We start from the raw sequence: 16,231 nt of genomic DNA on the forward strand, positions 1-16,231 counted from the left end.
CACATGACTATTTTCTCAGCCAACCAGCAAAACATCGCCAAAATAATCACCACCGAAACCGTCGACCTTGCCAACTGGCGTGACTGGCGCTGGCAGCTCAAACACGCCATTAAGGATATCTCCATGGTGGAATCCATTCTGGGGATCCAATTTGAAGAAGAGGAGCGGGCACAATTGGAGCTGACCTTGGAAAAGTTCCCCCTCTCGATTACCCCCTACTACCTTTCCCTGATCAATGCCGAGGATTACCAGAACGATCCGGTATTCAAGCAGGCCTTCCCCTCACCCCGGGAACTGGTCATTGAAAAGTTCGACATGGCCGACCCGCTTTCCGAGGACAAGGACAGTCCGGTGCCGGGCATCACCCATCGCTATCCGGACCGGGTCCTCTTTCATATCAGCAACATCTGCTCCATGTACTGCCGCCATTGCACCCGGAAGCGCAAGGTGAGCGATACCGACTCCGTTCCCGGTACCGATGATATCGAGAAGGGGCTGGAATATATCCGCAACACCCCGGTAATCCGGGATGTCCTCCTTTCCGGCGGCGACCCCCTGATGCTTACGGATAAGTACCTGGACTGGATCCTCACCCAATTGCGCAAGATCGAGCATGTGCAGGTGATCCGCATCGGCACCCGCATGCCGGTGGTGCTCCCCTACCGGATCACCCCCGAGTTGGTGGCGATGCTCAAGACGCACCATCCCCTCTGGATCAACACCCATTTCAATCACCCCCGGGAGATCACCACCTCCTCCAAGCAGGCGTTGCAACGCCTGGCCGATGCCGGCATTCCCCTGGGGAACCAGTCGGTCCTCCTGGCCGGGGTAAACGACTGCCCGCGGATCATGAAATCCCTGGTGCACAAGCTGGTGGCCAACCGGGTCCGCCCCTATTACCTGTACCAATGCGACCTCTCGGAAGGGCTCTCCCATTTCCGCACCCCGGTGGGCAAGGGGATCGAGATCATGGAGAGCCTGATCGGGCATACCAGCGGTTTTTCCGTACCCACCTATGTGATCGATGCGCCGGGGGGCGGCGGCAAGATCCCGGTGAACCCCAGCTACCTCATTTCCCACTCCACCAACAAGGTGATCCTGCGCAACTACGAAGGGGTCATCACCACCTACAAGGAGCCGGACAGCTACGAACCGGTCTTCTGCGACCGCAACTGCGTGGACTGCCATCTGCAGTTGAACCTGGAGGATGCCGAGGAGTTTCGCTCAACCGGCATCGAGAGGCTGCTTTCGGACTATCACCAGGCCATTTCCCTGACCCCGGAAAACAACCGGAGAATGGAGCGAAGAGATGAAGCCTGATGCCATTGAACAGCTCGGCGACTCGTTGATCCAGCACGGCAAGGTCAACGACCGCGCCTACGTAATGAAGGTTGGAAAAGGGGACTGCACCGGGATTGTCGATTTTGTCGTCGCACTGGCGCAGCGAAAAGGCTACAGCAAGATTTTCGCCAAGGTGCCGACCTTTGCCAGATCGCGCTTTCTGGAGCGCGGCTTTGTTGAGGAGGCACGCATTCCCGACCTTTTTCAGGGCAAGGGCGACAGTTTCTTCCTGAGCCGCTTCTTCTCCGCCGAACGCGGGCAAGAAAAAGAGCCGGAGCTGGTCTCACAGGTTCTGGAAATCGCGGAACAGAAAGCAGGAACCCTGGAGGAAGTCGGACTGCCCTCGGGCCTTACCTGCCGGACCATGGAAAAAGATGACGTTGAGGAGATGGCCCAGCTCTACCGGCAGGTCTTCGCCTCGTACCCCTTCCCCATCCATGATCCCGAATACCTCGCCCAGACCATGGATGAAAATTTGATCTATTTCGGCATCCGCAACGAGGACAAATTGATCGCCCTCTCCTCGGCAGAGATTGATTTTGCCGGCCAGAATGCGGAGATGACCGATTTCGCCACCCTACCGGAGGCTCGCGGGTTGGGGCTGGCAACCCACCTTCTGGCCAAGATGGAAAAGGCGATCCGCCGGATCGGGATCAAGACCGCCTTTACCATTGCCCGGGCCTATTCCTTCGGGATGAATATAACCTTTGCCAAACATGGCTACACCTATGCCGGGCCCTTGGTCAACAACACCCAGATTTCCGGGGATCTCCAGAGCATGAACGTTTGGCATAAACGGCTGTAAACCCGTCGCCGGCCATGGCTCGCACCCATGACTTTCCCGGCCATTCCTGCGCTCCCACCCTTTTATTCCCTGCCGCCAACGGACAGCTTCCGCTTTCTGCGCGGAAAAGAGATTGCAGTGTTTGCCTCTATTCTTTAATATACTAAAAGTGGTTTTTTTCTTGCTTATACTTTTTACTCAACTTCAAGATAGGAGTAGGATCCATGTTGCAAAAAATGATCAAACCCATGAGTTTCTTTTTGGTTTTCACCTTTCTGCTCCTCGATTTTTCCGTACACACCGCACAGGCCCGGATGATCGACACCAGCAACGTGCTCACCGCGCAGCAGACCGCAGCAAACCGGGAGCGGGTGAGCACCTTTTTGGGCCGCGACGATGTGCAGAAGGTTATGGAGCAGCACGGGGTCGATGCGGCCGAGGCGCAGAAAAGAGTGGCCTCCCTTTCCGATGCGGAGCTGGCGAAAATCTCCCAGAGCATGGAGCAGCTGCCTGCCGGTGGCGATGCGATCGGGGCGATCGTTGGCGCCGCGGTTTTCATCTTTGTGGTCTTGCTGATCACCGATCTCCTCGGTCTCACCAATGTTTTTTCCTTTGTTAACCCCGTCCGCTAAGCACCAGGCAAACTCGCGTTTCCTTCAGGCCGGCAATCGGATGATTGTCGGCCTGTTTTTTTTCGCGCTGCCCCTTGTCCTCTCCGGCTGCGGTCTCCTCTCAACAGGACGGTTGCCCCAACCCGCGAACGTGCCGGACAAAGCCATGGTTTCCGGCGTCCCTTTTTTTGCCCAAGATGAATTGCAGTGCGGCCCGGCGGCTCTGGCCATGGCCCTCAACTGGAGCGGGGTCGCGATTCAACCCACTGCACTCACCCCCGAGGTCTTCAGCCCCACTCTCAAGGGCAGCCTGCAGAGCGGGCTGATCGGCGCAGCGCGCCGGCATGGCCGGGTGGCTTATCCCATCAGCGGCAGCGAAGCCCTCCTCGCCGAGGTTGCTGGTGGGAATCCGGTGATCGTTCTGACCAATCTCGCTTTTTCCTGGTACCCGAAATGGCATTATGGCGTGGTCATCGGCTACGACCAGGAACAGAGCGAGGTTATCCTCCATTCGGGGCTCACGGCCAACGAGCATCTCAGTTCCTCGGTTTTTCTCAATATCTGGCAGCGCAGCGAATACTGGGGACTCCTGGTTCTGCCGCCTGAACGGCTGCCGAAGAGGGTCGAAGAAGCGCCTTGGCTTGAGGCCGTTGCCGGGCTGGAGCGAACCGGCCACTGGCAGGAGGCGGCAGCCGGCTATCGTGCGGCCCTGAAACGCTGGCCCAAAAGCTTTGGCGCCTGGATGGGGCTTGGCAACAGCCGCTACAGCCTACACGATCTCGCTGGCGCTGCCGAGGCCTTTCGAAAGGCCACCCGGCTGCAGCCCAAAAACGGCATCCCCTTCAACAACCTGGCCCAGGTTCTCGCCGAACAGGGCAAGCGCAAAGAGGCTCTGGCGGCGGCGCAACGAGCCGTGGATCTTGGCGGCCCGCTTGTCGATAATTTCCGGCAGACCCAGGCAGAGATCAAGGCAAAAAAGGCAAAATCAAGGCCCTCGCCCCGTTAAGGCAAGGACTCCCGGCTGCCTTCAACGGGAAGGCGCACCGGGAGCAGAGACATTTTTTACGCGGTAACATTCAACAGTAAGGCCGAACCCGTTGATTCTGCCTTACTGAGTTTGGTTAATCTTTCCAGCATGATTTTCAGCAGATCGATCTGTTCCTGCCCCCCCGCCTTGGTCTTTGAAGATTCGGCTTGTGCATCCTCGCTGGTCGTTTTCATGGCCATGCCTTCCGGGGGCGGTGGCGGCGCAAAACCACTTTTGTCCATAAACGCCTTCAACTCATCGGTATTGAGGGAGCCGTCCCCATCGCTGTCGGCCGCCGCAAAGCTGTCCTGATCGACGGTAATGGCCTGGCCGGTCTTATCCTGGATATTCGTGGCCATGGTTGACAGCTCATCCAGGGAAATGCCACCGCTGCCATCCGTATCAACCTTCTTGAAAAAATCATGCGGCCCATGATGACTGCCGCCGTTGCCGACCGATGCTGTCTCCGTGGAAGTCCCTTGATCTCCGGACTCGGACTGCAACTGCGCCAACAACTGCTGCAAACCGGCAATCAGAGCCGACAAAGAGTCCCCGCCGGAAGTGACGGCATAGGCTGCGGCTGCCTGATCTTTCGAGGGCGGCACTCCTCCTTCTCCCGCGCCTTGCATGTCTCCTGGGGGGCCAAAGCCGTTGCTTTTCATGACGGCCATCAACTCCTCCCCGCTCAACTCCCCACTGCCATCGGCGTCGTAGCTGGCAAAGGAGGTGTCGTCCACGCTGAGGCTCTTGCCGGTTTTACTGCTGATGTCTTCCGCCAGCGTTTGAAACTCAGCCTGGGAGACCATACCGCTGCTGTCTAAATCCACCTTCTTGAACAAATCCTGCGGCCCCTGCCGCTGCTGCGCGCCTTGCATGGCGGCCAGCATCGCCTGCATGGCGTAGCTGCTTGAACTGCTGACACTGTTTACCATAATCTGTCCTCCTGTGTTGGGTCTGATGATGCATCCGATGATGCGCCTATTTGCTCTATCGGCTGCAGACCCGCGCAACAATGTGGAAAGAATAAGGAAAGAACTCCGGACGAATCAAATGCCCATGCGCACCCCCACTGGTTGTGCTACAAAGAAAATCGAATCCGAACAGTTCCTGAGGACAGCCCATGCGAATCAGCATTACCCACAAACTCTTCTTGGCGATCAGCCTGGCTGCCGCCGTGGCGGTGATCAGTCTGGTTCTTGCCATGCAATGGAGCATGAAACAGGGGTTTCTACGCTACCTCAACACCATCGAAAAAACAGGGGTCTCCAGGCTGGCCGCTTCACTGGAAGAGGGCTATCGCCGTGAATCCGGCTGGGGGTTTGTGCTGCATCACCCAGCCATGTGGCAGCGACTGATCATGACCTCAATCCCGGAAGGCGGCATGCCTCCCCCGCCTGGACCTCCGCCTGAGCTCCTTGCCGGCCCAGCAGCCAACCTTCCCCCACCCCTGGGAATGGACGAGAAAGCCCCCCACAGACCGCTTCCTCCCCGTCTTCTCCACCACTTTGAGCAACGCTTTTTTCTGCTCGATGCGGGCGGCAAGGTTCTGATCAGCCGGCTTGAAATCCCTGCACACAGCGAGGCCACGCCTTTGCGCAATCAGGGGAAGGTCATAGGATATCTCGGGATTTTGCCGCGCACCGAGATTTCTGAGCCTCATCAAGAGCGTTTTCTCAAGGAGCAGACCATGGCATTCGCCATAGTGGCGGGAATCGTCCTCCTGCTTGCCTCCTGGCTTTCAGCACTTCTCTCCAAACGGCTGGTCCGCCCCCTGCAAAACCTGGCCGGAGCAACACGCCTGCTGGCGGCAGGAAAGTTCACCACCAGGGTGGAAGTGGTCTCTGCCGACGAACTGGGACAGCTGGCCGGCAACTTCAATACCCTGGCCATGACCCTGGAAAAAAACGAACAAGCCCGCCGCCAATGGGTTGCGGATATCTCCCATGAACTGCGCACACCGGTGGCGATCCTGCGCGGCGAGATCGAAGCACTTCAGGACGGCATTCGCCAACCGGACCAGCACTCGCTCAGCTCACTGCATGGAGAGGTACTCCGCCTCGCCCGCCTGGTGGAGGATCTTTATCAGCTTACGATGTCCGACCTCGGGGCGCTTACCTACCGGAAAAAAAATCTGGATATCATCGCTCTGCTCAAAGAGATTGTCGTTATCCATGCCGCTCAATTCACCGAAAAAGGCCTTTCCCTCACCAACACTGTGCCTGCGGAAAACGCCGTGGAAGTCTTCGGGGATGCCGAGCGATTGCGCCAGCTTTTCACCAACCTCCTCGATAACTCCCTGAAGTACACCAATGCCGGAGGAGCACTGCGCATCGACATGACCTGTCATGAACGCACCGTGCGTATTGATTTTCAGGATTCCGCCCCAGGGGTTGCCGGAGCGGACATGGAACGACTGTTCGAGCGCCTGTATCGGGTGGATGCCTCACGAAACCGAGAAACCGGCGGGGCCGGACTCGGGTTGGCCATTTGCCGGAACATCGTCGAGGCCCACCTGGGGAAAATCTCGGTACAACCCTCTCCCCTGGGCGGCCTCTGGGTCCAGGTCGAACTTCCAAGGACGAACCCCTGATGGCGCAAATGATTCTGATCGTGGAGGATGAACCGAAGCTGGCAGGGGTGTTACGCGACTATCTCCGGCAGGCGGGATTCAAGACCTTTTGGATTGCCACCGCCGCGGCGGTGGCTCCCTGGGTACTAAAACACGCCCCGGCCATGATTCTCCTGGACCTGATGCTGCCAGGAGGCGACGGCCTTGATATCTGCCTTAATATCCGCACCTATTCGTCTGCGCCGATTATCATGATCACCGCCCGTATCGAGGAAATCGACAGGCTCCAGGGCCTGGAATCGGGAGCGGACGATTACATCTGCAAACCCTTCAGCCCCCGCGAGGTGGTGGCCAGGGTCAGGGCGGTACTCCGACGAACCGATAGGGCCTCCTCCCTCGAGGTTCCTGGTCTGGTCCTGGATCAATCGCGCTATCAGGCCACCCTCAACGGCTGCGACCTAGGACTTACCGCTGTCGAATTCAGATTATTACAATTTTTTTCCGCAAAACCGGGGCAGGTCTGCACCCGACAGCAACTAATGGACAACATCTATCCCGACGAACGGATCGTGGCTGACCGAACCATCGACAGCCACATCAAGCATCTCCGCGAGAAAATCTCTCTGGCTAATGCCGCAACGGAGTTCATCCATTCCGTTTATGGGGTAGGGTATAAATTTGAACCGCGGGAAGAAAGATAGGCTGCCATTCCCTTGTGCGTTGGGCCGGCAGAACATGGCGGAGCTCAAGGCTGAATATCCCACCCAATTGGGCCTTCTCGAACCCTCCGCAGCTCAGGCCGTGAAATACCGCCGCACCAGCTGATAGAGCAAACCGTTCAACTCCGCCTCCTGCTCGTTGCCGCAGAGCTGCGGGGCAATGGCCAAGGCATCGACCAGTTTCTGGTCAAAGTGGCTGCCGGACGATTCCTGCAGGATGGCGACGGAACGCGCATAGGAAAAGGGCTCTTTGTAGGGCCTTTGAGATGAGCGCATCAAAGACCTCGGCAAGGGCAAAGATCCTGGCGCTTTTCGGAATACCCTGCTCCCGACGGCCGAAACAAGCTGGGTAGGTCGTTGAGACCCGACTCTATTGCCGGGCTTCCAAGGTCATGCTGCACGGACGGCGGCCCAGCTTGCCTTGCAGCTGATAGCCGCTGCCGTCGAAGCTGCCGCTCAGGTGGGCGCTCCCCGGACGGCCAAGCGTGGCCTTGGCGCCGGAAATGACGTTGCCAATCATGGTCAGCTGACCGTTAACAGGCTTGCCCTGCAAAAACACATAACCCGGCTGACCGGCATTGCCCCGTTCAAAAACAAAATCCCCCCCGCGCGAGGTAACCGGCAGGCGCATCTGTGACGCGGGACGATTCTCAAAGGCCTCGCAGGACAGGGTGGCGATCCATTGGGGCGAAGCCTCTACCGCTGGTTTTACCGGTGGCTCGGACGAGTTGGGAGCAGAATCCTGCACCGCGGAAGGCAATGGGGCTGGTACTGCCGCTGGTATGACGCGAGGCTCCGAGCGCGAGGACGAAGCCGCCTTGTTGCGCACTTCAGCCTCACTGCGGCGCTTGATCTGTTCCGCCTCGGTCCGGGCTTTCTCCAGCGCCAACTCCGCCTGCATCCTGGCCATCTCCCCTTCAGCGCGCAATTTTTCCAGCTCGGCCTGGGCTCGCCCCCTTTCCGCTTCCAGCCGGCTTTGTTCCAATTCCCTGGTCATCGATTGAGGAGGTGCTTCGCCCGTGGGCAACGGTTTTTGCGAGGAGGAGAGAAGAAAATACCCGCCCAGCGCCAAGATCGCCACGGGGAAGAGGAATCCCGCCACCACCCAAAAGATTCCGCGCTTGCGGGTTGCATTGACCGCCCTGGCCTTTATCGGGGCATTGGCCCCGGTCAGCTGGTAGACATGGATGGGACGGGTGATATTCTTGAGATTCTGCTCGCCCAGATCGGCGAAACCGAGATTGATCTTGCCTGAAATCTGGTCGTAGACGCTGGAGGAGATGCAGATGCCCCCGGGTTCGGCGATGCTTTGCAACCGGGCGGCCACATTGACGCCGTCACCCAAGAGATCGCTGCCGCTGATCATCACGTCGCCGAGGTTAACCCCGATGCGAAAAAGCATCCGCTGATCGCTGGGGAGCCCGTCGTTACGCGTCTTGAGCGCTTCCTGCATCTCGATGGCGCAGCGCACCGCGGCCACCGAACTGGAGAATTCGGCCAGCACACTGTCTCCGGCAGTGTTGACGATCCGCCCTTCGTGGGCCTCGATGATGGCATCGAGGATGCGCCGTTGATCCGCCAGGGTCCGCAGCGTTTGATCCTCGTTCTCGCTCATCATCCGGCTGTAGCTGACCGCATCGGCCGAAAGGATGGCAGTCAATTTGCGCTTGATCTGAAAATCATCGCTCATGGTGATTCCTGCTCTTTATTCTTGCCCCGTTCCAAGGGCTCCTCCCATCTTCGCGTCCCGCCGCGCCTCAAAGCCAGTTCCCCTGGGGTTCGGGCGCGGTTCTGATCCGCTCCAGCTGCTCATCGAGGTCGCGCAACTCCCGCTGCCAGTAGTCACGGGTACCGAAATCAGGCGCCACCCGGCTCAAGCCCTCCTCGGCCACCTGATAACCGCACCAGGCCATGTAGTGGATATAACGCATGGCCCGAAGCGGCTCGATCAGCCGCAGGCTCCGGCGGTCGAAATCGCGGAAGGTCTCATAGCCTTCGAGAAAGAGGTCGATCTCGGCAAAGGTCTCTTCCCGGTAGCCCGGCAGGAGCATCCAGAAATCCTGCACCGGCGGCCCCAGGGCCATATCGTCGAAATCGATGAGATAGAAGGATTCGCCGGGCCGGTAGATGAGATTGGAAAAATGACAGTCCCCATGGATACGGATCATCTCGGTGTTCTTAAAGAGCGGACTGATCTCGGCGACCAGGGCCTTGGCCAGCTCCCCGAATTGGATGGCAAGATCCCCGTCCATGAACTTCCCGGCCAGGAGATAGTCCATTTGCTCCCGGGTTGATTTCTCCGGAGTCATAATGATCCGCCCCTCCGGAATCCGCCCCGCGCCCACGGCATGGGTGCGCCCGAGCAACCGGCCGATTTCCAGCCACTGCTCATCGGTGTATTCATCCGAACTGCGGCCGCCGCATTTGGGAAAGACGGCAAAATACATCCCCTCATGCTGACCCAGACTGCTGTTGCCCTGCAAGGCAAGAGGGGCGATGACCGGGATCTCCCGGCTGGCGAGCTCAAGCAAGAATTCATGCTCGTCCTGGAGCGCTCCATAACTCCAGCGGCCGGGCCGATAGAACTTGACCACCAATCCCTCCCCATCCTCGCCTTCCAGCTCGTAGACCCGGTTGATATAGCTGGCCAGGGGCCGGCAGAGATTGGTGCAGCGGATATCCAGAGCCTTTTCCACCAGGGTGAGGACGATCTCCGGGGTGAGGCGCTGAAAGGCGGTGTGCGCGTGGGGCGCGACGATGCGGTTCATCGTTGCTCAATGTAAAATGAAAAATGGATAGTGAAAAATGGGAAAAACTTCTTCTCCCTGCATCCTCCACCGCATGGTTCTTGATACCTTTTCATTTTTCCTGTCCTTCCTTGTTAATTTTACATTTTTCATGCTGCATTGCCGTTAGCCCAGCGCCACATCGAGAACCATCATCACCGCGAAACCCACCATGGTCGCCATGGTTACCATATCAATATGTTTCGGATTCTGCTGCGACTCCGGAATCAGCTCTTCCACCACGACAAAGATCATGGCCCCGGCGGCAAAACAAAGGGCATAGGGAAGCACAGACTGCATGCTGAGGACGAAATAGGCCCCCAGCACCCCGGCCACCGGCTCCACCAGCCCGGAGGCCTGGCCGAGCACAAAGCTTTTTCCCCGGCTTAAACCCTCGCGCCGCAGGGGCATGGATACCGCGGCCCCTTCGGGAAAATTCTGCAAGCCGATGCCGATAGCCAGGGCAATGGCGCCGCCCAAGGTGGCCGAGGGGATATTGGCGGCTACCGCGCCGAAGGCCACGCCCACCGCGAGCCCTTCGGGGATATTGTGCAGGGTAATGGCCAGCACCAGCAGGGTGCTGCGCTGCCAGGAGGTTTTCACCCCCTCGCTCTTGCTGATATCCAGACCGGGATGGAGATGGGGTAGGAATAAATCGATGAGCCGCATGAACAGCCCGCCCGCCATGAACCCCAGCGCTGCGGTGCGCCAGGGCACGAAGCCCATCTGCCCGGCCATCTCGATCCCGGGGGCAAGCAGCGACCAGAAACTCGCGGCAATCATCACCCCGGCGGCAAAGCCGAGCATGGAATCCATGACCTTCCGGTTCACGGTTCGATGCATGAAAACCAGGGCCGCGCCCGCGGCGGTCACGCCCCAAGTAAACAGGGTCGCCAGCAACGCCTGAATGACCGGATTCAATTCCTGAAAAAAAATAAATGGATGCATCCTGCCGCCTGTAACCTAAGAAATTAAGCCTAAAAAGCTTCCCACGGCCATTGTATGCCAGAAACAGTGAAAAGTATATGCGGGAAATAGGCCGCCACGCTTCAGACCTGTGCCGACACCGCACTTGCTTTCATCCGCCTATCCGGATATGCTTATTATCGGAGTGCGATTTTTCACAAGAAACACCCTACCAGAAAGAGAATCGGAGATTCATGCGGACAACAGCACAATTTTTCAAAGCCTTATCCGAGGAGCCTCGCTTGCGGATTCTCGCCCTGCTTCTGGACGGCGAGCTCTGCGTGTGCGACCTGATGGCCGTGCTCCAATTGCCGCAATCCACAATCTCCCGGCACCTTGCCTATCTCCGCAACACGGGCTGGGTAAAAGGCAGGCGGGGCGGAGTCTGGATGTATTACCGACTCGCCGAGATGGAGACCCCGTTGGCCAAGGAACTGGTCGAGCTGCTCAGCAAGAGGTTGCCAGAACTGCCAGACACCCAGCAGGATTACAACACCCTGGAGGCCTTCAGACGCACCAAGAAAAAATGCGCCTGACAACCTGGCCTTCTTCAGGAACGTCACCCCGGCGAAGATGGTCCTTAGCACGACGTTTACACGAGACCAAACCCAGACAGAACTCATCAGGAGGATCACCATGAAAATTCAGGTATTGGGCCCAGGCTGTCCCAGATGCCGCGAGGTGGAACGCCTCATGCAAACCGTACTGGACGAGACCGGGGTGCAGGCCACCATCGAAAAGGTGACGGACTTTGAGCAGATCGCCAAACTCGGCGTCTTCTCAACCCCGGCGGTGGTCATCAACGGCACGGTGCAATGTGTAGGCAAGGTTCCCAGCAAAAAGGAAGCCCTTGCCTGGCTTGGCTACGAGAACAGCCCCCTTCCGGAGAACCCCGGTCCGGAAACAGGGAAAAAGCTCTCCTTCCTCGACCACTACCTCACCCTCTGGATCTTCCTGGCCATGTTCATCGGGGTGATGGCCGGCTGGCTCTATCCGCCGGTCACCGAGATCATCAACTCCTTTCAGGTCGGCGCCACCAACATCCCCATCGCCATCGGCCTGATCCTCATGATGTACCCGCCCCTGGCCAAGGTGCGCTACGAAAAGCTGCACGAGGTTTTCCGCGATTTCAGGGTGCTGGCCCTTTCCCTGGTGCAGAACTGGCTTATCGGCCCGCTCCTCATGTTTCTTCTGGCCGTCACCTTTCTCTCCGGCCACCACGAATACATGGTGGGGCTCATCCTCATCGGCCTGGCCCGCTGCATTGCCATGGTCATTGTCTGGAACGATCTGGCCGGCGGCGACACCGAGTACTGCGCCGGGCTGGTGGCCTTCAACTCCATATTCCAGGTACTCTTCTTCTCGCTCTACGCCTGGTTTTTCATCTCGGTACTGCCGGGCTGGCTGGGGCTGACCGGCGCGGTGGTGGACATCTCCATGGCACAGATCGCCGAGTCGGTCTTCATCTATCTCGGCATCCCCTTTATCGCCGGGATGCTCACCCGCTTTATCGGCGTGAAACTCAAGGGGGAAGCCTGGTACCAGGAAAAACTGATCCCCAAGATCAGCCCCTTCACCCTGGTCTTCCTGCTCTTCACCATCATGGTGATGTTTTCCCTCAAGGGCGAATACATCGTGCAGCTGCCCTTTGACGTAATCCGCATCGCCATCCCGCTCACCATCTACTTTCTGGTCATGTTCCTGGTTTCCTTTTTCATGTCCGTGAAGGTGGGGGCCACCTACGAGCAGTCCGCCACCCTCTCCTTCACCGCCGCTTCCAATAACTTTGAGCTGGCCATCGCCGTGGCCATCGCCGTATTCGGTATCAACTCCGGCGTCGCCTTTGCCGCGGTGATCGGGCCGCTGGTCGAAGTGCCGGTGCTCATCGGGTTGGTCAACGTGGCGCTTTGGTTCCGGAAAAAATATTTCCCCTTTACCAAGGAAACCCTGGCCGGAGTCTGCCATGTTTCCTGCAAACCGTGAGGCCGGACTGATCGCCGCCACTAAGGAGAAAAAACAGATGCAAACGAGACATTGGCCATGGACGGCGGGATTGTTCCTGCTCCTGTGCTTCAGTCCGGCACAGGCCGCTTCCCTTGACGAGTATCTGGCAGGTTTCACCTACCAGGAACGCAAGGAGATGAAGATCGACAGCAAGGAACTGGTGGAACTGCTCAAGAAAGGAGAGGCCCAGCTCATCGACATTCGCTTTCCCGAGGAATTCGCCGCTTGGCACATGAACTTCGCCAAGAACATCCCGCTCAACGAACTGCCCGCACGACTGGGCGAACTGGACAAGAGCAAGCTCGTCGTCACCGCCTGCCCCCACTACGATCGCTCCAGCATGGCCCGGCTCTATCTCATCACCAAGGGATACCGAGCCAGATACCTCAACGATGGCCTGCTCGGACTGGCGGAGCTGTTGCGGGGCGACAAGGCGCGGGATTTCATCACTACCCCGGCACAGTAAGAAGCTTTGCAATAACTTCCGTTCGCAAGGGAGCATCCCATACAACACCAAGGAGAACGCATGAAAACAATTGTCCGATTCGCATTGTTGCTGGCCGCCCTGGTCGTTCTGCACACCTCTGCCGGTTGGGCGTCAAGCCCATCTGCCCCGGTACCGGTTCTCGACACGGTGACCATGGTTGATCTCGGCGCCACGGCCTGCATCCCCTGCAAGATGATGGCGCCCATCCTTGAGGAGTTGGCAGCAGAATACCGGGGCAAGGCGGCGATCATCTTTATCGATGTCTGGAAGAATCCGGACGAAGGCAAGAAATTCAAGGTGAGCATGATCCCCACCCAGATTTTTTTCGACCGTAGCGGCAATGAGGTCTACCGCCACAGCGGCTTCCTGGACAAAAAAGCCATTGTGGCCCAGCTTGCCCAAATGGGCGTTGCCCAGCCCGGTAGTGGGAGCGGTAAGTAATGGACGCCCTTTTTCTCCTGGTCAATGAATGGATGGGCGCGGGCCTCGCCCTGGCCGCCCTGGGCTGTTTTCTCTGGGGCATGATCAGCGTCTTGCTCAGCCCCTGCCACCTGGCCTCCATCCCTCTGGTGGTGGCCTATGTGGGCGGACAGGAGCAACTGATCAAGGGCAGGCAGGCCGTGCACTATGCGGTGCTGTTCAGCACCGGCCTTTTCCTGACCATCGTCCTGGTGGGGGTGATCTGCGCCCTGCTCGGCAGGATGCTGGGCGACGTGGGGCCGTACTGGACCATGGCCGTGGGGGTGATTCTGCTCTGGGTGTCCGGCGACATGCTGGGCATTGCCAAGTGCTCCGTGCCAAGCGGGCTCATGGCAAAATTAAAAGTACGGGGGGCGTGGGGCGCCTTTGTCTTGGGGCTTGCCTACGGCGTGCTCTCCGGCTCCTGCACCTTCGGCTTCATCGCCCCCATCCTGGCCATCATCACGGTGCAGCAGCAGGTGCTGACCGGGGTATTGTTCATCCTTCTGTTTGCCGTGGGCCATTGCCTGCCCATTGCCGTGGCCGGCAGTTCAACCGCCACGGTGAAACGGCTGCTGGCCAGCTCTTCCTTCGGCCAGGCCAGCGGATGGTTCCGCAGGGGGGCCGGAATATTGATCGGTGGGCTTGGGGTTTATTTTCTGCTCAGGCCTTTCTGGTAGGGAAACCGACAGGTTGGGCGAGTGTACTCTCCCCGGCCTTGATTCCTGGCGCTACACACCATCCATCCGCAGCAAAACATCACACTCCGGGCCAAGGGCATCCGGACTGCGACCGCCGCTCAGACTGAGCGCCTTTGGGGGGCAGAACTCCAGACAGAGCCCACAGCCGCTGCAGCGAGCCCACGTGAACTGCAATTGCTTCCCCTCTTCTTCCCTGATGTTTTTAAGCGCTCCGGTGGGGCACATTCCGGCGCAGCCGCCGCAGAAGTTGCATTCCGTGTTCACCGTAAGCGTAAAAAAGAGCGGCAGCATGGCCAGCCGGACGGCTTCGTCGCCGGAGTCGACCAGGGCTTGACGGAGTAAGACCAAACGAGCGGGCTGATGCTTGTGGGCATGCTTTTCCTTGGGGTCCGGCTCCGCCTGCAGGGTGGTGATGGTCTCGGTGGCGGCATGAAGGGACAGATCCCAGAAGGCGCGGAAAAAGGAGCGTCTGCTCGCTGATGCCGCTTGCCCGATCTCTTCCTCCCGGGTAAGCAGCCGGATGCGGGAGATGAAGCCCTCGCGCCCCAATTTGCTTGCAAGAGCCTGGAGGCGGCGGGCCAGAACCGCCGGGACAAACGAAGCCCGGCAATCGGTGCACCGGCCAAGGTTCAGACAAACATCTTCCCCCGACCGGGCGGCGAAGGCAACCAGATGTTCCTCGGAAAGTGCGCCCAGGCAGGGGAGAATAATCTCCTCCCCGGTGCGGACCCCCTTTTCACAGGACAAGAAAACCGCTTTCCCCGCGTCCACCTTGCCGGGGAATGCGGCCAGGCGGGAGCCGCACCCGGTCAGCGCCTCGGCCGGACAGACGGCGGTGCAGGCCAGACAGCCCACGCAGCGCTTCGGGTCAAGCATGACCGTCCCCGGCTCAAGGCGAATAGCCCCTACCGAACACTCGCTTACACAACGGGCGCAGGCACTGCCCTGGAAGCGGGTCCGCAGGCAGCGGCGGGAGATAAGCTCAAGGGCAGGCGGCTCGCTGCCATGAAAACGCCCAGCCAGGCGGTCGGCAAGGCTCATGGGTTTTGGGCGGCTGCTGGTTTCTGGAGCCGTTGCCGTTCCGCGTTGATGAAGCCGAGCAGACATTCGCCCAGGTCGCGGTAAAAAGCGAGCGTAGCCTGCTCCTTGAGGATATTGCCAAGAATGGGCGCCCACGGGGCGAGCAACCTGTTGAAAAAACGGGCACGGATCGCGGAAAAATCGGCACGATCAGCCTGGTTCGATTCGCTGACGGCCTGGGCGATCCTGCCTTCGAGAAAACCCATGAACTCAAGCTCGATGGCGATATGGTCAGGCGGCTCGTCCCCTTCATGCTGTACCCCTGATTCCGCATAGAGCTTCAGGACTTCCATGGTCGAATCGCCCATCAGCTTCCTGTCCTGCTCCAGATACACCGAACCATACGGATGGGCCGGGGCGCCGAAGGGCCCCAAGAACAGGCCGGAATACTCGATCAGCAGTTCTTCCTGGCTGTTTTCCGCAAGGGACTGCGCCATCCGTTGGCAGGCTTCCCCCACCGCCGGCAGCGAAATCTCCCGCATCAGCCCCGCCAGATTGGCACAAAGATTCTCCTCGACAAACATCTCCCGGTCCGGTTGAGAGAAACAGGCGGCAAGCAGGCGGTAGGCATCGCTTTGGCGCTGGGCGGCTTGCATGAGTTCGGCGGTCATAGTGTTTCCTTGAAAAGAGTATACAGCTAAAAACCGTACGAAAAAAGGGGGGCGGAATGCCTGAGCACCCGCCCCCCGGACTTCCG

18 protein-coding genes are annotated in these 16,231 nt (G+C 58.9%); 11 read left to right on the forward strand and 7 right to left on the reverse strand.

Going from position 1 to position 16,231, the window contains the following annotated elements; all coding sequences use genetic code 11:
* Positions 1-3 precede the first annotated feature (3 nt).
* From kamA to OLX77_RS03320, 4 genes are all read left to right on the forward strand, one after another.
* On the forward strand, positions 4-1,320 hold the full coding sequence (gene kamA / locus OLX77_RS03305; RefSeq protein WP_307632162.1) for a lysine 2,3-aminomutase: 1,317 nt from the start codon (positions 4-6) through the stop codon (positions 1,318-1,320).
* Entirely contained in the window at positions 1,310-2,146 is an 837-nt protein-coding gene (gene ablB / locus OLX77_RS03310) for a putative beta-lysine N-acetyltransferase (RefSeq protein WP_307632163.1), read from the forward strand. The genes kamA and ablB overlap by 11 nt, the downstream gene beginning before the upstream one ends.
* Before the next feature lie 203 nt (positions 2,147-2,349).
* Entirely contained in the window at positions 2,350-2,757 is a 408-nt protein-coding gene (locus OLX77_RS03315; RefSeq protein ID WP_307632164.1) for a PA2779 family protein, read from the forward strand.
* Positions 2,758-2,797: 40 nt separating this feature from the next.
* Positions 2,798-3,742 carry a PA2778 family cysteine peptidase gene (locus OLX77_RS03320; protein ID WP_307632165.1) on the forward strand — a complete coding sequence of 315 codons (945 nt, stop codon included), beginning with the start codon at positions 2,798-2,800 and terminating at the stop codon, positions 3,740-3,742.
* A gap of 56 nt (positions 3,743-3,798) precedes the next feature.
* Here OLX77_RS03320 and OLX77_RS03325 read toward each other — a convergent pair whose 3' ends face one another.
* Entirely contained in the window at positions 3,799-4,695 is an 897-nt protein-coding gene (locus OLX77_RS03325; RefSeq protein ID WP_307632166.1) for an EF-hand domain-containing protein, read from the reverse strand.
* Between the two features lie 188 nt (positions 4,696-4,883).
* Here OLX77_RS03325 and OLX77_RS03330 point away from each other — a divergent pair, with 188 nt between their 5' ends.
* Both OLX77_RS03330 and OLX77_RS03335 read left to right on the forward strand, forming a co-directional pair.
* A complete protein-coding gene (locus tag OLX77_RS03330; RefSeq protein ID WP_307632167.1) occupies positions 4,884-6,353 on the forward strand; it encodes an ATP-binding protein in 1,470 nt (489 codons plus the stop codon).
* Entirely contained in the window at positions 6,353-7,033 is a 681-nt protein-coding gene (locus OLX77_RS03335) for a response regulator (RefSeq protein ID WP_307632168.1), read from the forward strand. The genes OLX77_RS03330 and OLX77_RS03335 overlap by 1 nt, the downstream gene beginning before the upstream one ends.
* Positions 7,034-7,126: 93 nt before the next feature.
* Here the strand turns inward: OLX77_RS03335 and OLX77_RS03340 are convergent, their stop codons facing one another.
* From OLX77_RS03340 to OLX77_RS03355, 4 genes are all read right to left on the reverse strand, one after another.
* Positions 7,127-7,327 (reverse strand): hypothetical protein, encoded by a 201-nt coding sequence (locus tag OLX77_RS03340; RefSeq protein ID WP_307632169.1) that lies wholly within the window; start codon positions 7,325-7,327, stop codon positions 7,127-7,129.
* A gap of 94 nt (positions 7,328-7,421) precedes the next feature.
* Positions 7,422-8,741, reverse strand: coding sequence for an adenylate/guanylate cyclase domain-containing protein (locus tag OLX77_RS03345; RefSeq protein ID WP_307632170.1), 1,320 nt, complete (start codon positions 8,739-8,741; stop codon positions 7,422-7,424).
* A 67-nt stretch (positions 8,742-8,808) separates the two neighbouring features.
* Positions 8,809-9,819 (reverse strand): serine/threonine protein kinase, encoded by a 1,011-nt coding sequence (locus OLX77_RS03350; protein WP_307632171.1) that lies wholly within the window; start codon positions 9,817-9,819, stop codon positions 8,809-8,811.
* A 144-nt stretch (positions 9,820-9,963) separates the two neighbouring features.
* Positions 9,964-10,785: a ZIP family metal transporter gene (locus OLX77_RS03355; RefSeq protein ID WP_307632172.1), complete on the reverse strand. Its 822-nt coding sequence runs from the start codon at positions 10,783-10,785 to the stop codon at positions 9,964-9,966.
* 212 nt (positions 10,786-10,997) lie between these two features.
* On the opposite strand from OLX77_RS03355, the gene OLX77_RS03360 reads away from it, so the two are divergent.
* The 5 genes from OLX77_RS03360 (at position 10,998) to OLX77_RS03380 (ending at position 14,433) form a co-directional block, all read left to right on the forward strand.
* Entirely contained in the window at positions 10,998-11,339 is a 342-nt protein-coding gene (locus tag OLX77_RS03360; protein WP_307632173.1) for an ArsR/SmtB family transcription factor, read from the forward strand.
* A gap of 100 nt (positions 11,340-11,439) precedes the next feature.
* Positions 11,440-12,786 carry an ACR3 family arsenite efflux transporter gene (gene arsB, locus OLX77_RS03365; RefSeq protein ID WP_307632174.1) on the forward strand — a complete coding sequence of 449 codons (1,347 nt, stop codon included), beginning with the start codon at positions 11,440-11,442 and terminating at the stop codon, positions 12,784-12,786.
* Positions 12,767-13,273 carry a rhodanese-like domain-containing protein gene (locus OLX77_RS03370; RefSeq protein ID WP_307632175.1) on the forward strand — a complete coding sequence of 169 codons (507 nt, stop codon included), beginning with the start codon at positions 12,767-12,769 and terminating at the stop codon, positions 13,271-13,273. The genes arsB and OLX77_RS03370 overlap by 20 nt, the downstream gene beginning before the upstream one ends.
* Positions 13,274-13,333: 60 nt before the next feature.
* Positions 13,334-13,735, forward strand: coding sequence for a thioredoxin family protein (locus OLX77_RS03375; protein ID WP_307632176.1), 402 nt, complete (start codon positions 13,334-13,336; stop codon positions 13,733-13,735).
* Positions 13,735-14,433 (forward strand): cytochrome c biogenesis CcdA family protein, encoded by a 699-nt coding sequence (locus tag OLX77_RS03380; RefSeq protein ID WP_307632177.1) that lies wholly within the window; start codon positions 13,735-13,737, stop codon positions 14,431-14,433. The genes OLX77_RS03375 and OLX77_RS03380 overlap by 1 nt, the downstream gene beginning before the upstream one ends.
* A gap of 51 nt (positions 14,434-14,484) precedes the next feature.
* Here OLX77_RS03380 and OLX77_RS03385 read toward each other — a convergent pair whose 3' ends face one another.
* Positions 14,485-15,495 (reverse strand): 4Fe-4S binding protein, encoded by a 1,011-nt coding sequence (locus OLX77_RS03385; RefSeq protein WP_307632178.1) that lies wholly within the window; start codon positions 15,493-15,495, stop codon positions 14,485-14,487.
* Positions 15,492-16,145: a TorD/DmsD family molecular chaperone gene (locus OLX77_RS03390; RefSeq protein WP_307632179.1), complete on the reverse strand. Its 654-nt coding sequence runs from the start codon at positions 16,143-16,145 to the stop codon at positions 15,492-15,494. The genes OLX77_RS03385 and OLX77_RS03390 overlap by 4 nt, the downstream gene beginning before the upstream one ends.
* Positions 16,146-16,231 lie beyond the last annotated feature (86 nt).

This window comes from Thiovibrio frasassiensis, assembly GCF_029607905.1.
Classification (GTDB): domain Bacteria; phylum Desulfobacterota; class Desulfobulbia; order Desulfobulbales; family Desulfurivibrionaceae; genus Thiovibrio; species Thiovibrio frasassiensis.

What these genes read in the sequence shown, in the direction of transcription:
- arsB (WP_307632174.1), top strand. Translation starts at nt 11,440, where the DNA reads ATGAAAATTCAGGTATTGGGCCCAGGCTGTCCCAGATGCCGCGAGGTG.
- OLX77_RS03370 (WP_307632175.1), top strand. Translation starts at nt 12,767, where the DNA reads ATGTTTCCTGCAAACCGTGAGGCCGGACTGATCGCCGCCACTAAGGAG.
- OLX77_RS03385 (WP_307632178.1), bottom strand. Translation starts at nt 15,495, where the DNA reads ATGAGCCTTGCCGACCGCCTGGCTGGGCGTTTTCATGGCAGCGAGCCG.
- OLX77_RS03330 (WP_307632167.1), top strand. Translation starts at nt 4,884, where the DNA reads ATGCGAATCAGCATTACCCACAAACTCTTCTTGGCGATCAGCCTGGCT.
- OLX77_RS03335 (WP_307632168.1), top strand. Translation starts at nt 6,353, where the DNA reads ATGGCGCAAATGATTCTGATCGTGGAGGATGAACCGAAGCTGGCAGGG.
- OLX77_RS03360 (WP_307632173.1), top strand. Translation starts at nt 10,998, where the DNA reads ATGCGGACAACAGCACAATTTTTCAAAGCCTTATCCGAGGAGCCTCGC.
- kamA (WP_307632162.1), top strand. Translation starts at nt 4, where the DNA reads ATGACTATTTTCTCAGCCAACCAGCAAAACATCGCCAAAATAATCACC.
- OLX77_RS03315 (WP_307632164.1), top strand. Translation starts at nt 2,350, where the DNA reads ATGTTGCAAAAAATGATCAAACCCATGAGTTTCTTTTTGGTTTTCACC.
- OLX77_RS03355 (WP_307632172.1), bottom strand. Translation starts at nt 10,785, where the DNA reads ATGCATCCATTTATTTTTTTTCAGGAATTGAATCCGGTCATTCAGGCG.
- OLX77_RS03390 (WP_307632179.1), bottom strand. Translation starts at nt 16,145, where the DNA reads ATGACCGCCGAACTCATGCAAGCCGCCCAGCGCCAAAGCGATGCCTAC.
- OLX77_RS03320 (WP_307632165.1), top strand. Translation starts at nt 2,798, where the DNA reads ATGATTGTCGGCCTGTTTTTTTTCGCGCTGCCCCTTGTCCTCTCCGGC.
- OLX77_RS03375 (WP_307632176.1), top strand. Translation starts at nt 13,334, where the DNA reads ATGAAAACAATTGTCCGATTCGCATTGTTGCTGGCCGCCCTGGTCGTT.
- OLX77_RS03380 (WP_307632177.1), top strand. Translation starts at nt 13,735, where the DNA reads ATGGACGCCCTTTTTCTCCTGGTCAATGAATGGATGGGCGCGGGCCTC.
- OLX77_RS03340 (WP_307632169.1), bottom strand. Translation starts at nt 7,327, where the DNA reads ATGCGCTCATCTCAAAGGCCCTACAAAGAGCCCTTTTCCTATGCGCGT.
- OLX77_RS03325 (WP_307632166.1), bottom strand. Translation starts at nt 4,695, where the DNA reads ATGGTAAACAGTGTCAGCAGTTCAAGCAGCTACGCCATGCAGGCGATG.
- OLX77_RS03350 (WP_307632171.1), bottom strand. Translation starts at nt 9,819, where the DNA reads ATGAACCGCATCGTCGCGCCCCACGCGCACACCGCCTTTCAGCGCCTC.
- ablB (WP_307632163.1), top strand. Translation starts at nt 1,310, where the DNA reads ATGAAGCCTGATGCCATTGAACAGCTCGGCGACTCGTTGATCCAGCAC.
- OLX77_RS03345 (WP_307632170.1), bottom strand. Translation starts at nt 8,741, where the DNA reads ATGAGCGATGATTTTCAGATCAAGCGCAAATTGACTGCCATCCTTTCG.